This window comes from Salmonella enterica subsp. enterica serovar Typhimurium str. LT2, assembly GCF_000006945.2.
Lineage (GTDB): Bacteria > Pseudomonadota > Gammaproteobacteria > Enterobacterales > Enterobacteriaceae > Salmonella > Salmonella enterica.
This window is the reverse complement of sequence record NC_003197.2, coordinates 2,713,966-2,725,563: the sequence shown is the minus strand read 5'-3', so window position 1 is coordinate 2,725,563 and position 11,598 is coordinate 2,713,966. Positions and strand designations below refer to the sequence as shown.

General features: G+C 52.2%; 14 protein-coding genes and 11 other annotated features. Of the genes, 11 read left to right on the top strand and 3 right to left on the bottom strand.

Annotation, left to right across the window (positions count from 1 at the left end):
• The first annotated feature begins 45 nt into the window (after window positions 1-45).
• Window positions 46-51: a ribosome-binding site (putative RBS for rnc; RegulonDB:STMS1H002678), on the top strand.
• From rnc to acpS, 5 genes are all read left to right on the top strand, one after another.
• The gene (gene rnc / locus STM2581; RefSeq protein NP_461516.1) for an RNase III, ds RNA occupies window positions 46-736 on the top strand. Within the gene, window positions 56-736 belong to an annotated coding region; the region does not span the whole gene. (Overlaps the previous feature by 6 nt.)
• Window positions 722-727: a ribosome-binding site (putative RBS for era; RegulonDB:STMS1H002677), on the top strand. Its footprint overlaps the gene before it by 6 nt.
• Window positions 722-1,638 (top strand): GTPase gene (gene era / locus STM2580; protein NP_461515.1). Within the gene, window positions 733-1,638 belong to an annotated coding region; the region does not span the whole gene. The genes rnc and era overlap by 15 nt, the downstream gene beginning before the upstream one ends.
• A gap of 11 nt (window positions 1,639-1,649) precedes the next feature.
• Window positions 1,650-2,378: a gap repair gene gene (gene recO, locus STM2579; protein NP_461514.1), complete on the top strand. Its 729-nt coding sequence runs from the start codon at window positions 1,650-1,652 to the stop codon at window positions 2,376-2,378.
• A 1-nt stretch (window position 2,379) separates the two neighbouring features.
• Window positions 2,380-2,385 (top strand) — a ribosome-binding site (putative RBS for pdxJ; RegulonDB:STMS1H002676).
• Window positions 2,380-3,121, top strand: a protein-coding gene (pdxJ, locus tag STM2578; RefSeq protein ID NP_461513.1) for a carries out condensation and ring closure step after PdxA in pyridoxine biosynthesis. Within the gene, window positions 2,390-3,121 belong to an annotated coding region; the region does not span the whole gene. It overlaps the preceding feature by 6 nt.
• Window positions 3,104-3,109 (top strand) — a ribosome-binding site (putative RBS for acpS; RegulonDB:STMS1H002675). Its footprint overlaps the gene before it by 6 nt.
• Window positions 3,104-3,501 (top strand): holo-[acyl-carrier-protein] synthase, subunit gene (gene acpS / locus STM2577; protein NP_461512.1). Within the gene, window positions 3,121-3,501 belong to an annotated coding region; the region does not span the whole gene. The genes pdxJ and acpS overlap by 18 nt, the downstream gene beginning before the upstream one ends.
• 111 nt (window positions 3,502-3,612) lie before the next feature.
• Here acpS and yfhL read toward each other — a convergent pair.
• Both yfhL and STM2575 read right to left on the bottom strand, forming a co-directional pair.
• Window positions 3,613-3,885 (bottom strand): putative ferredoxin gene (gene yfhL / locus STM2576; RefSeq protein NP_461511.1). Within the gene, window positions 3,613-3,873 belong to an annotated coding region; the region does not span the whole gene.
• Window positions 3,880-3,885 (bottom strand) — a ribosome-binding site (putative RBS for yfhL; RegulonDB:STMS1H002674). (Overlaps the previous gene by 6 nt.)
• Before the next feature lie 25 nt (window positions 3,886-3,910).
• The gene (locus STM2575; RefSeq protein ID NP_461510.1) at window positions 3,911-4,837 is read right to left on the bottom strand and encodes a putative LysR family transcriptional regulator; all 927 of its coding nucleotides are present in this window, start codon (window positions 4,835-4,837) and stop codon (window positions 3,911-3,913) included.
• Window positions 4,838-4,941: 104 nt separating this feature from the next.
• Window positions 4,942-4,947, top strand: a ribosome-binding site (putative RBS for STM2574; RegulonDB:STMS1H002673).
• On the opposite strand from STM2575, the gene STM2574 reads away from it, so the two are divergent.
• Both STM2574 and STM2573 read left to right on the top strand, forming a co-directional pair.
• Window positions 4,942-6,149 (top strand): putative permease gene (locus tag STM2574; protein ID NP_461509.1). Within the gene, window positions 4,953-6,149 belong to an annotated coding region; the region does not span the whole gene. (Overlaps the previous feature by 6 nt.)
• Window positions 6,150-6,163: 14 nt before the next feature.
• Window positions 6,164-6,169, top strand: a ribosome-binding site (putative RBS for STM2573; RegulonDB:STMS1H002672).
• The gene (locus STM2573; protein ID NP_461508.1) for a putative ketopantoate reductase occupies window positions 6,164-7,088 on the top strand. Within the gene, window positions 6,171-7,088 belong to an annotated coding region; the region does not span the whole gene. Its footprint overlaps the feature before it by 6 nt.
• 38 nt (window positions 7,089-7,126) lie before the next feature.
• Here STM2573 and yfhH read toward each other — a convergent pair.
• Window positions 7,127-7,987 (bottom strand): putative ABC superfamily transport protein gene (yfhH, locus tag STM2572; protein NP_461507.1). Within the gene, window positions 7,127-7,975 belong to an annotated coding region; the region does not span the whole gene.
• Window positions 7,982-7,987 (bottom strand) — a ribosome-binding site (putative RBS for yfhH; RegulonDB:STMS1H002671). Its footprint overlaps the gene before it by 6 nt.
• Window positions 7,988-8,079: 92 nt before the next feature.
• Window positions 8,080-8,085: a ribosome-binding site (putative RBS for STM2571; RegulonDB:STMS1H002670), on the top strand.
• On the opposite strand from yfhH, the gene STM2571 reads away from it, so the two are divergent.
• The 4 genes from STM2571 to yfhC all read left to right on the top strand — a co-directional run bounded on the left by STM2571 (window position 8,080) and on the right by yfhC (window position 11,571).
• Window positions 8,080-8,984 (top strand): putative aminotransferase gene (locus STM2571; RefSeq protein NP_461506.1). Within the gene, window positions 8,091-8,984 belong to an annotated coding region; the region does not span the whole gene. (Overlaps the previous feature by 6 nt.)
• A gap of 1 nt (window position 8,985) precedes the next feature.
• Window positions 8,986-8,991, top strand: a ribosome-binding site (putative RBS for STM2570; RegulonDB:STMS1H002669).
• Window positions 8,986-10,356, top strand: a protein-coding gene (locus tag STM2570) for a putative phosphotransferase system IIB components (RefSeq protein ID NP_461505.1). Within the gene, window positions 8,995-10,356 belong to an annotated coding region; the region does not span the whole gene. (Overlaps the previous feature by 6 nt.)
• Window positions 10,348-10,353 (top strand) — a ribosome-binding site (putative RBS for yfhB; RegulonDB:STMS1H002668). Its footprint overlaps the gene before it by 6 nt.
• Window positions 10,348-10,995, top strand: a protein-coding gene (yfhB, locus tag STM2569) for a putatative phosphoserine phosphatase (RefSeq protein ID NP_461504.1). Within the gene, window positions 10,360-10,995 belong to an annotated coding region; the region does not span the whole gene. Before STM2570 ends, yfhB begins: the two co-directional genes overlap by 9 nt.
• Before the next feature lie 24 nt (window positions 10,996-11,019).
• A complete protein-coding gene (gene yfhC / locus STM2568; RefSeq protein NP_461503.1) occupies window positions 11,020-11,571 on the top strand; it encodes a putative cytosine/adenosine deaminase in 552 nt (183 codons plus the stop codon).
• The last annotated feature ends 27 nt before the right edge of the window (window positions 11,572-11,598 follow it).

Sequence of the window (11,598 nt, the reverse complement as noted above, 5' to 3'; positions counted from 1 at the left end):
GTATCAGGTCTGTTTCGTGTGCTGGATTGTTGACGCATTCATTTATTGGTATCGCATGAACCCCATCGTAATTAATCGGCTTCAACGGAAGCTGGGCTACACTTTTAATCATCAGGAGCTGTTGCAGCAGGCATTAACTCACCGCAGCGCCAGCAGTAAACATAACGAACGCCTGGAATTTTTAGGCGATTCAATCCTGAGCTTCGTTATCGCTAACGCGCTTTATCACCGTTTTCCACGGGTGGATGAGGGAGATATGAGCCGTATGCGCGCCACGTTGGTACGTGGTAATACGCTGGCGGAATTAGCCCGTGAATTTGATTTAGGCGAGTGCCTGCGTTTAGGGCCGGGCGAATTAAAAAGCGGCGGATTCCGTCGGGAGTCCATTCTGGCGGACACCGTTGAAGCGTTAATCGGCGGAGTATTTCTCGATAGTAATATCCAGACCGTCGAGCAGTTAATCCTTAACTGGTATAAAACCCGTCTGGATGAGATAAGTCCGGGCGATAAACAAAAAGATCCGAAAACGCGCTTGCAGGAGTATTTGCAGGGTCGCCATCTGCCGCTGCCATCTTACCTGGTTGTGCAGGTACGCGGCGAGGCGCACGATCAGGAATTTACTATCCACTGCCAGGTCAGCGGCCTGAGCGAACCGGTGGTTGGCACGGGTTCCAGCCGTCGTAAGGCGGAGCAGGCTGCCGCCGAACAGGCGCTGAAAAAACTGGAGTTGGAATGAGCACTGACAAAACTTACTGCGGATTTATTGCCATCGTCGGACGTCCGAACGTTGGCAAATCCACCTTGCTGAACAAACTGCTTGGGCAGAAGATTTCGATCACTTCCCGTAAAGCGCAGACCACGCGCCACCGCATTGTCGGTATTCATACCGAAGGCCCGTATCAGGCAATCTATGTCGATACCCCGGGTCTGCATATGGAAGAAAAGCGCGCCATTAACCGTTTGATGAATAAGGCGGCGAGCAGTTCGATTGGCGACGTTGAGCTGGTGATTTTCGTTGTGGAAGGCACCCGTTGGACGCCGGACGACGAAATGGTCCTGAACAAACTGCGCGATGGCAAAGCACCGGTTATTCTCGCCGTTAACAAGGTGGATAACGTGCAGGAAAAAGTCGATTTGCTGCCGCACCTCCAGTTCCTGGCAAGCCAGATGAACTTTCTTGATATCGTACCGATCTCTGCTGAAACGGGTATGAACGTCGATACCATTGCCGGTATCGTGCGTAAACATTTACCGGAAGCGATTCACCACTTCCCGGAAGATTACATCACCGATCGCTCTCAGCGCTTTATGGCGTCTGAAATCATCCGTGAAAAGCTGATGCGTTTTCTCGGCGCCGAGCTGCCGTATTCCGTTACCGTTGAGATTGAACGTTTTGTTACCAACGAACGCGGCGGCTATGATATCAACGGGCTGATCCTCGTCGAGCGCGAAGGGCAGAAGAAGATGGTGATTGGCAACAAAGGCGCCAAAATCAAAACCATTGGTATTGAAGCGCGTAAAGACATGCAGGAGATGTTTGAAGCGCCGGTACACCTGGAACTGTGGGTGAAAGTGAAATCCGGCTGGGCCGATGACGAACGCGCTCTGCGCAGTCTCGGTTACGTAGACGATCTGTGAGTTAACACAGCGTGGAAGGGTGGCAGCGCGCATTTGTCCTGCACAGTCGCCCCTGGAGCGAAACCAGCCTGATGCTGGACGTCTTCACGGAAGAATCGGGGCGAGTGCGCCTTGTCGCCAAAGGCGCGCGATCTAAACGTTCCAATTTGAAAGGCGCGTTACAGCCTTTTACACCGTTATTGTTACGCTACAGCGGACGCGGCGAGGTGAAAACCCTGCGCAGCGCCGAGGCAGTTTCTCTGGCGCTGCCGTTAAGCGGTATTACGCTCTATAGCGGCCTGTATATCAACGAACTCCTCTCTCGCGTACTGGAATATGAAACGCGCTTCTCCGAACTCTTTTTTGATTATCTGAACTGTATTCAGGCGCTGGCGGGAACCACCGGCTCGCCTGAACCGGCGTTGCGACGTTTCGAACTGGCGTTGCTGGGTCATCTGGGGTATGGCGTCAATTTCACCCACTGTGCAGGCAGCGGCGAACGGGTGGATGACACCATGACCTACCGTTACCGCGAAGAAAAAGGCTTTTTCGCCAGCGTCGTCATCGATAACAACACCTTTACCGGACGGCACCTGAAAGCGCTGGAGGCGCGGGAATTTCCGGATGTAGATACCCTGCGTGCCGCTAAACGCTTTACCCGTATGGCATTAAAGCCGTATCTTGGGGGAAAACCGTTAAAAAGCCGGGAGCTGTTCCGGCAATTTATGCCCAAACGCACAGTAAAAACGAAGAAAGATTAACGAGGATTGTCATGGCTGAATTACTGTTAGGCGTCAATATTGACCACATTGCCACGTTACGTAATGCGCGCGGCACCGACTATCCGGATCCGGTACAGGCGGCGTTTATTGCTGAACAGGCAGGCGCGGACGGCATTACCGTACACCTGCGCGAAGATCGTCGCCACATTACCGATCGCGATGTGCGCATTCTGCGTCAGACGCTGCATACGCGTATGAATCTGGAGATGGCGGTGACCGAAGAGATGCTGGCGATCGCCGTAGAAACCAGGCCGCATTTCTGTTGTCTGGTGCCGGAAAAACGCCAGGAAGTCACCACCGAAGGCGGTCTGGATGTGGCCGGACAGCGCGATAAAATGCGTGATGCCTGTGCGCGCCTGGCGGCGGCTGGCATCCAGGTTTCGCTCTTTATCGATGCCGATGAAACGCAAATCAACGCGGCGGCGGAAGTCGGCGCGCCGTTTATCGAAATCCATACCGGCTGCTACGCCAACGCAGAAACCGATGCGGAACAGGCAAAAGAGCTGGCGCGTATTGCCAGCGCCGCGACCCTGGCGGCCCGTCTGGGGCTAAAAGTAAATGCGGGTCATGGTCTGACCTACCATAACGTCAAAGCTATTGCCGCACTGCCGGAAATGCACGAGCTCAATATCGGTCATGCCATTATTGGTCGGGCAGTGATGACGGGGCTGAAAGAGGCGGTGGCTGAAATGAAACGTTTGATGCTGGAAGCGCGCGGCTAATGGCGATTCTCGGCCTGGGAACGGATATTGTAGAGATTGCCCGCATTGAAGCAGTGATCTCCCGTTCCGGCGAACGTCTGGCAAGGCGTGTGCTCAGTGACAACGAGTGGGCTATCTGGGAGACGCATCAGCAGCCGGTGCGTTTTCTCGCCAAGCGTTTTGCGGTCAAAGAGGCGGCAGCGAAAGCTTTTGGCACCGGCATCCGCAACGGTCTGGCGTTCAATCAGTTCGAAGTGTTTAACGATGAGCTGGGAAAACCACGTTTGCGGCTGTGGGGCGAGGCGTTAACGCTGGCGGAAAAACTCGGTGTGGCGCACATGCATGTCACGTTGGCCGATGAACGCCATTACGCCTGCGCTACGGTCATTCTGGAAAGTTAGATTTGCCGGATGGCGGCGTAAACACGTTATCTGACCTACAGGCCGATATATTGTCGGCCTGATAAGCATAGCGCCATCAGACATTGTTGCGTTGGAAATACGTTAACCCGCTTACAGTTTATCTGCGTGATGCATCAGAACAAACTTATCCCACAACTGTTCTTCGCTTTCGACATGGGCGGGATCCTGCAAAATCGTATTGGGGATTGGGCAGACTTTCTGACAGGTCGGCGTTTCGTAATGGCCTACACACTCGGTGCATTTGTCGCTGTTAATTTCATAAATGCTGTCGCCCATTGAAATCGCCTCATTCGGGCACTCCGGCTCGCACATATCGCAGTTGATACATTTTTTGGTGATTAACAGCGCCATCAGGAAATTCTCAGAAACAACACAAATCGGGCGGGCATTATACGCCTATTTTCTGCTCGGGCCAGCTCTTTTCTGGCGCTGATTTGTTATCTACAGTGTAAAAATTTTTGATCTGCTTGAGCAGGCAGATGGTTGCGTTATCCAGTGAAAGGTCATTACTGTGCACCAGCATGACAGGAATAAAGAATGCGGGGATGCCCAGTGAAACCAGGCGAACATTTTTGGGTGTCGATAAATGGGTTAGCGAGCGGGTAATAAATGCGATGCCAATCTGCGCTTCGGCATACTCAAGGCATGAGTAGTGGTTATCCAGTTCGCAGATGACGTTAGGAACGACTTTGCGGTTATTAAATTCTGTGGTGATGATCCCTCTTAATAGCAGAGAGTCATTAAGCACGATAATGGGCTGGTCGTTTAAATCTTTTAGATGCAGACGTTCGCGTGTCGCCAGAGGATGAGAAAGTGGGATTGCAGCGATAATTTCATCTTCAAACAGCATGGTCGAGCTTAGCTGGGCAGGGAGCGCTGTTCGATAAACAATGCCAATATCAACGGCGCTATCCGTCAGCTTTTTAATGGTTTGCTCAGTTGAGAACTCTTTAACATTTAAAGATATTTCCGGATGGTGCGCCATAAAGTTGCGAAAAGCGGGCAGGACCAGGTAGCTGCCTGACACCCCGATTGAAATAGTATCGCGCTGTTGATCCTGATAGGGAAGAAGTTCATTTTCGGCATTTTTTAAATCCAGCATTATTTTGTTAGCGTGTCGTTGCAAAATAATGCCTGCTTTTGTTAATTTAATTCCTCTACCTTTTCGCTTAAATAATATTGTTTTAAGTGATGACTCAAGTTGTTTGATTTGCTGACTTAATGATGGCTGAGTGATAAACAGGCGACTGGCTGCCCGACCATAATGTAATTCATCACACAATATCAGGAAGGAATGTAGTTGTTTGATATTCATTAAAATTTAATGCCAATCGATTGGGTTTTGTTATAACGATTATAAAAAATACCAAATTGTTTGCCTATTTTGCTTTTTTTAAACTGTGATCAGTGCATTTTAAAAAGGGAAAATTATGTCGGCATCAATCAACCGCTGGGGAATGCTTGCCGCTCACGTGTGCATCAATTTTGTGCTCGGGGGCGTCTACGCATTTAGCTATTTCAAAACACCACTCATGGCGCAATATCACTGGGATCCGGCTACGCTGGCGTTAGCATTCTCTATCAACATGGGGATCATTCCTTTACCGATGATTTGGGGTGGGAGAATGATCGACAATGGTAAAGGAAAGCAGGCGATAGTTATCGGCGGTATCCTGTTTTCTTTAGGTTTTATCTTGTCCGGGTTTGTGGATAATTTGCCCATGCTGTTTTTAACCTACGGCGTCATTGCCGGGTTGGGATCGGGCCTGGCTTTTACGGGTAATCTTAATAATATTCTGAAATTTTTCCCTGACCGTCGCGGTCTTGCCAGCGGTATCGTACTGGCGGGTGTTGGCGTCGGAACGCTACTTTGCACCCGCCTGGCCGAATATTTTATGGCGCAAACTCATGATGTTAGTCGGGCGTTGTTATATCTGGGTATTGTTTATCTGGTGGTTATTTTTATCGTCCAGTTCTTTATTCGTAGCGCGCCAGCAAAAGATAGCGGAGGAATTAAAGCCTCGCCACTGGATAAAGACTATCGGCACATGCTGAAAGATCTGCGCTTCTGGCTGCTGTTTATGATTCTGGCGCTGGGCGTGTTCTCTGGGATGGTAATTAGCTCAAGTTCTGCGCAAATTGGTATGACGCAGTACGGTTTACTGTCCGGTGCATTAGTCGTTAGCCTGGTCTCGATATTTAACTCGATCGGTCGCCTGTTCTGGGGAGGGTTAACCGATAAATTAGGCGGCTATAATACGCTGGTTATTGTTTATCTTTTTACCTGCGTCTGTATGCTGCTGCTGTTGTTCTTCAACGGTAATACTTCGGTATTCTATTTCAGCGCTCTGGGCGTGGGCTTTGCTTATGCCGGTATATTAGTTATCTTCCCTGGCTTGACCAGCCAGAATTTTGGTATGCGTAACCAGGGACTAAACTACGGCTTTATGTATTTTGGTTTTGCCGTCGGTGCGGTTATTGCTCCTTACGTCACGTCCGCTATTGCAAAATATACCGGAAGCTACAATACAGTATTTATTTTGACAACGGTGCTATTGCTTATTGGAGTCGTGTTGACCCTGATAACGAAAAAATATGTCGCAACGGTTTTAGCCAAAATTCATTAATCAGATAATAAGGAAATAAAAATGAAAATTGCAATCGCAGGTGCAGGCGCTATGGGATGTCGTTTTGGCTATATGCTGCTGGAGGCCGGGCACGACGTGACGCTTATTGATGGCTGGCAGGAGCATGTCGACGCTATTCGTAGCAAGGGGTTGTTTGTCGAAACGGAAACGACTCAGAAGTATTACCCCATCCCTGCTATGTTGGCTGATGAATCCCAGGGGGAGTTTGAGCTGGTTATTCTGTTTACCAAAGCCATGCAGTTGGATAGCATGTTACAGCGTATTAAGCCGCTGCTGCCAGCCGCGAAGGTCGTGATGATTTTATCTAACGGCCTGGGAAATATCGAAACCCTGGAGAAATATGTCGATCGGCAGAAAATCTATGCGGGTGTGACGTTATGGTCCAGCGAACTGGAGGGGGCTGGGCATATTATGGCCACCGGTACCGGAACGATTGAACTGCAGCCGATAGCCAGCCAGGATTCGGCTCAAGAGGCTAAGGTCATTGCCACCCTTAATAGTGCTGGATTGAATGCTGAAATAAGCCCTGACGTATTATTATCGATCTGGAAGAAAGCAGCCTTTAATAGCGTAATGAACACCTATTGCGCGTTACTGGATTGTAATGTCGGCGGATTTGGTCAGCGGCCTGGTGCTTTAGATTTAGCGCAAGCGGTAGTTGATGAGTTTGTGTTAGTTGCTGCCAGCCAGAATATTCCGTTGACTGAGCAAATGGTGATGAATACGGTGAAGAAAGTGTTCGATCCGCGTGAGAGCGGCCACCACTATCCTTCTATGCATCAGGATTTACATAAAGGCCGACTGACCGAAATCGACTATTTAAATGGTGCGATTGCGCGAATCGGCGCTCAGAACAATATTGCCGTACCGGTTAACAAACTCCTGACGCAATTGATTCACGCTAAAGAAGCGCAATAAACTTGATAGCTCTTCTGCATGAGGCGGAAGAGCCATTTTCAAACCAGTTTTTTTACCAGCGCCTCGCTATGGCGAATACGCTCCGGCGCCCGCTCTAAATCCTGTTGTACCAGCGCCATAAACAGTAAGTCGGTCAACATCATTTGCGCATGTGTCGAGGAGATAGCGGCGCTGCGCGTCGCCTGCTCTTCAGCAATCGTATACAGACAGCGGGTGGCGCGCTGCTGCAAGGCGTTGGGAGAAAAACCGGTAATGGCCAGGATCTTCGCGCCTGCGCGTAATGTTTCGTCCGCCGCCAGGTTCAGCTCGCGCCGTTCCCCGGAATAAGAGATCGCCAGCAGCAGATCCTCCGGCGCCAGCGCCTGCACCGTCGCCAGCAGGGCGTGCATATCGCGCTCAACCACCGCGTTAATGCCAATCTTCAGTAGCTTCCAGGCAAAATTTTGCGCCACCAGCCCAGAGGCGCCAATCCCGGTGATCACAATACGGCGGGCGTGGCGCAGCATCGTGACGCTTTCTAACAGCTTTTCTTCACTGTTAACGTCCAGCGTGGCGTGCATCGCCGCCACATTCTCTTTAATTAATTTTTCCCCGACCAGGCGCATCGGATCGTCGCCGCGAATCTGGTTATGAACGGGAACGGAATGCGGATTAGGATTGCTGGCCAACGCTTCGCTGAGAGCCAGTTTCAACGCCGGAAACCCTTTAAACCCCAGTTTTTGCGCGAACTTGACTACGCTGGATTGGCTGACGCCCGCTTCAGCCGCCAGTTGCTGCGAGCTCAGATGCCGCGCCGTATCCGGTTGCGCGAGCAGATAATCCGCCAGTTTCCTGTCGCTTTGCGCGAGATCCGGATAACGCTGGCGAATACGAATCAAACAGTTCATGGGCAGCTCCTGCGAAACGTGATGGCGACGACAAAACGAAATTTCACTCGCCTGGGGGAATATTCTATTCCATCATGGACGCTTATTATGAATTAAAAATTCCAGAGGGACAAAAATGAATCTTGGTACCTTAGTGTCTGAAACCCGTAACCCGCAAACGATGGATCTGGATGCGTTGCCTACTCCTGAATTAGTTAAGCGTTTTAATGAACAGGATACGCTGGTAGCGGAAGCGGTAAAAGCCACTCTGCCTGACGTTGCGCGTGCGGTGGATGCCGCTGCGGCGGCGCTGAAGTCTGGCGGACGTATCATCTATATGGGCGCGGGCACCAGTGGTCGGCTTGGCGTACTGGATGCCTCTGAATGCCCCCCGACGTTTGGCGTTCCGCACGGTCTGGTCGTCGGGCTGATTGCCGGTGGGCCGGGCGCGTTGCTGAAAGCGGTCGAAGGCGCGGAAGACAGCCAACAGGCAGGCGAAGACGATCTTGTCGCGCTAAATCTGCAAGAACAGGATCTGGTTGTGGGGCTCGCGGCGTCGGGTCGTACACCCTATGTGATTGGCGGCCTGCGCTATGCGCGACAGTCCGGTTGTACCACTGTTGCCGTCTCCTGTAATCCAGATTCGCCTATTGCGCGGGAGGCTAATATCGCTATTTCGCCCGTTGTCGGGCCGGAAGCGCTTACCGGCTCCACGCGGCTGAAATCCGGCACCGCGCAGAAAATGGTGCTCAATATGATTTCTACCGGCGCGATGGTGAAATTCGGCAAGGTCTATCAAAACCTGATGGTGGATATGAAAGCCACCAACGTCAAACTGGTCGATCGCGCGTGTCGGATGGTCGTTGAAGCGACCGGGATAGGTCGTGAAGAAGCAGAAGCGTTGCTGAAACAGACCGATTTTGAGGTTAAGCCCGCCATTTTGATGGCGCTTACGGGGCTGGATGCTGCAGCCGCCAGGGAAAAACTTGCCGCTCATCAGGGCTTTTTAAGGGCGGCGTTAGAACACTAAAGAGGTGTGTATGGATAAGACGGCAGCGCTCGCCAGCGACATTTTACGTGGTATCGGCGGAGAGCAAAATATTCTGCGCCTGGAAAACTGTATGACGCGAGTCAGGGTGGAGGTACAGGACGACAGCCAACTGGATATTCCGCGCTTAAAAGCGTTGCCTGGCGTCAGTGGATACGTAAAGCAAGGGGAGCAACATCAGCTGATCGTTGGGCCGGGGAAGGCTGCGCAGGTGGTTGATGCGATGCGCGTGCAGATTGCCGCAGGTGGTGTAAAACCGGATGACGCTATGGCGCGTACCAAATCCGAGGCGAAAGCGAAGTATAAAGCGCCGATGAGCGATGCGTTGCGTAAGCTGGCGAATGTTTTTATACCGCTTATCCCCGCCTTTATCGCATCCGGCTTGATTACCGGCATTATCAACATTCTTAAACGTCCGGATATCGTCGGCGATGTTGCCGTCCATTATCCTAACCTGCTGGGCCTGATGGGGATATTTGGTAGCGCGGTGTTCGCTATCATGAACATTCTGGTTGGCGTCAATACCGCGAAAGTCTTTGGCGGATCGCAGGCGTTAGGCGGCGTGATGGCGGGGATCCTTTCCAGCCCGCAACTGGCGCAGATTACGCTCTTTGGCGAGGTGCTTCAGCCGGGACGGGGCGGCGTTATCGCCGTCCTGCTGGTGGTGGCGTTAATGTGCTGGATTGAGCGCCAGTTCCGTAAGCTGCTGCCGGGGTCGCTGGAGTTAATTCTTAACCCTTTATTGACGACTGTTATCACCGGCGCGGTAGCGATTGTCGCTCTGCAACCGCTTGGCGGCTGGATTTCAGACGCTATCGCTCACGGCGCGTCCTGGGCTATCGATCGCGGCGGTTTTCTGGTGGGCGCGGTGTTAGCCGGAACCTTCCTGCCGTTGGTACTGACCGGGCTGCATCAGGGGCTGGTGCCTATTCATGTGGAGCTGGTGCAAGCGCACGGCTATAACGCGCTGTTTCCCATCCTGGCGATGGCGGGCGTTGGTCAGATAGGCGCGGCCATTGCCGTACTGATGAAAACCCGCAATGCGCGACTCAAAAAGGTGATTAAAGGCGCGCTTCCTGTCGGACTGCTGGGGATTGGCGAGCCGCTGATTTTTGGCGTCACGCTGCCATTGGGTAAGCCATTTATTGGCGCTTGCCTCGGCGGCGCGGTAGGCGGGGCGTTGATCAGCTACTGGAAAGTGGCGACGGTAATTACCTTTGGTATTTCCGGTTTGCCGCTGGCATTAACAATTGTTGCCGGAAAAGTCCTGTTCTATCTGTTAGGCTATTTAATAGCGGTAATTGCCGGGTTTATTTTTACCTGGCTGCTGGGGTTCAATGATCCAGAGGAGTAAGGTTTGGTCAGCCACGAGCGTCGTGTCGTCTTTTTTGATTTGGATGGAACGTTACATCAACAGGATATGTTCGGCAGTTTTCTGCGTTATTTGCTGCGCCGTCAGCCGCTAAATGCGCTGCTCGTACTGCCGTTGTTGCCCATTATCGGTATCGGTTTACTGGTAAAAGGGCGTGCGGCCCGCTGGCCGATGAGTCTGTTGTTGTGGGGCTGTACTTTTGGCCATAGCGAAACGCGTTTGCAGGCGCATCAGGCGGATTTTGTCCGTTGGTTTCGCGCTAACGTCACGGCGTTTCCGGTTGTACAGGAGCGTCTGACCACCTATCTATTGAGCTCTGACGCGGATATCTGGCTTATTACCGGTTCTCCGCAATCATTGGTAGAGCAAGTCTATTTTGATACGCCGTGGCTGCCGCGCGTTAACCTCATCGCCAGCCAGATGGCGCGACGGTATGGCGGCTGGGTATTAACCGTGCGCTGTCTGGGCCATGAAAAAGTCGCGCAACTGGAACGTAAAATCGGTACGCCGCTGCGTCTTTATAGCGGCTACAGCGACAGCAAACAGGATAACCCGCTGCTTTATTTTTGCCAGCATCGCTGGCGGGTGACGCCGCACGGCGAGTTGCAGCAGCTCGAATAGTGAAACGCATAGCGTCTGTGTATAATGCCGCCCGCTTTCATTACCGGAGTTACCTCTTTGTCTGATGTCGAATTAGATCACGAATACTGGATGCGCCACGCGCTGACGCTGGCGAAACGCGCCTGGGACGAACGCGAGGTCCCGGTTGGCGCGGTATTGGTGCATAACCATCGCGTCATTGGCGAAGGCTGGAATCGACCCATTGGCCGCCACGATCCTACTGCGCATGCTGAAATAATGGCGCTGCGTCAGGGCGGTCTGGTATTGCAGAATTATCGGTTACTGGATACCACGCTGTATGTCACGCTGGAACCCTGTGTGATGTGCGCAGGCGCTATGGTGCATAGCCGCATTGGACGCGTTGTCTTTGGCGCGCGCGATGCAAAAACTGGCGCGGCCGGATCGCTAATTGACGTGCTGCACCATCCGGGAATGAATCACCGGGTCGAGATTATTGAAGGGGTGTTGCGCGATGAATGTGCGACGCTGCTCAGTGATTTTTTCCGTATGCGTCGTCAGGAAATTAAAGCTCTGAAGAAAGCCGACCGTGCGGAAGGCGCGGGGCCGGCAGTATAGCGCAATGCCGGATAAGACGTTGCGCGT

Excerpts from the sequence above, each read along its gene's own strand:
- rnc (NP_461516.1), top strand. The coding sequence starts at position 56 with ATGAACCCCATCGTAATTAATCGGCTTCAACGGAAGCTGGGCTACACT.
- era (NP_461515.1), top strand. The coding sequence starts at position 733 with ATGAGCACTGACAAAACTTACTGCGGATTTATTGCCATCGTCGGACGT.
- pdxJ (NP_461513.1), top strand. The coding sequence starts at position 2,390 with ATGGCTGAATTACTGTTAGGCGTCAATATTGACCACATTGCCACGTTA.
- acpS (NP_461512.1), top strand. The coding sequence starts at position 3,121 with ATGGCGATTCTCGGCCTGGGAACGGATATTGTAGAGATTGCCCGCATT.
- yfhL (NP_461511.1), bottom strand. The coding sequence starts at position 3,873 with ATGGCGCTGTTAATCACCAAAAAATGTATCAACTGCGATATGTGCGAG.
- STM2575 (NP_461510.1), bottom strand. The coding sequence starts at position 4,837 with ATGAATATCAAACAACTACATTCCTTCCTGATATTGTGTGATGAATTA.
- STM2574 (NP_461509.1), top strand. The coding sequence starts at position 4,953 with ATGTCGGCATCAATCAACCGCTGGGGAATGCTTGCCGCTCACGTGTGC.
- STM2573 (NP_461508.1), top strand. The coding sequence starts at position 6,171 with ATGAAAATTGCAATCGCAGGTGCAGGCGCTATGGGATGTCGTTTTGGC.
- yfhH (NP_461507.1), bottom strand. The coding sequence starts at position 7,975 with ATGAACTGTTTGATTCGTATTCGCCAGCGTTATCCGGATCTCGCGCAA.
- STM2571 (NP_461506.1), top strand. The coding sequence starts at position 8,091 with ATGAATCTTGGTACCTTAGTGTCTGAAACCCGTAACCCGCAAACGATG.
- STM2570 (NP_461505.1), top strand. The coding sequence starts at position 8,995 with ATGGATAAGACGGCAGCGCTCGCCAGCGACATTTTACGTGGTATCGGC.
- yfhC (NP_461503.1), top strand. The coding sequence starts at position 11,020 with ATGCCGCCCGCTTTCATTACCGGAGTTACCTCTTTGTCTGATGTCGAA.